Below are 577 nucleotides of genomic sequence, written 5' to 3'. Positions count from 1 at the left end.
CATACTCCACTGCTTGTGCGGTCCCCGTCAATTCCTTTGAGTTTCAGTCTTGCGACCGTACTCCCAGGCGGAATGCTTAATGTGTTAACTTCGGCACCAAGGTATCGAAACCCCTAACACCTAGCATTCATCGTTTACGGCGTGGACTACCAGGTATCTAATCCTGTTTGCTCCCCACGCTTTCGCGCCTCAGCGTCAGTTACAGCCCAGAGAGTCGCCTTCGCCACTGGTGTTCCTCCACATCTCTACGCATTTCACCGCTACACGTGGAATTCCACTCTCCTCTTCTGCACTCAAGCTCCCCAGTTTCCAGTGCGACCCGAAGTTGAGCCTCGGGATTAAACACCAGACTTAAAAAGCCGCCTGCGCGCGCTTTACGCCCAATAATTCCGGACAACGCTTGCCCCCTACGTATTACCGCGGCTGCTGGCACGTAGTTAGCCGGGGCTTTCTTCTCAGGTACCGTCACCTCAAGAGCAGTTACTCTCTCAAGCGTTCTTCCCTGGCAACAGAGCTTTACGATCCGAAAACCTTCATCACTCACGCGGCGTTGCTCCGTCAGGCTTTCGCCCATTGC

At 54.2% G+C, this 577-nt stretch carries 1 rRNA gene; it reads right to left on the bottom strand.

The window, feature by feature from the left end:
* Positions 1-577, bottom strand: a 16S ribosomal RNA gene (locus tag C400_RS0126060); the annotation flags it as partial.

This window comes from Paenibacillus sp. ICGEB2008 (genome assembly GCF_000307675.1).
GTDB lineage: Bacteria > Bacillota > Bacilli > Paenibacillales > Paenibacillaceae > Paenibacillus > Paenibacillus polymyxa.
Note: the sequence above shows the minus strand (reverse complement) of the source record. Positions and strands in the feature narration are given on the sequence as shown.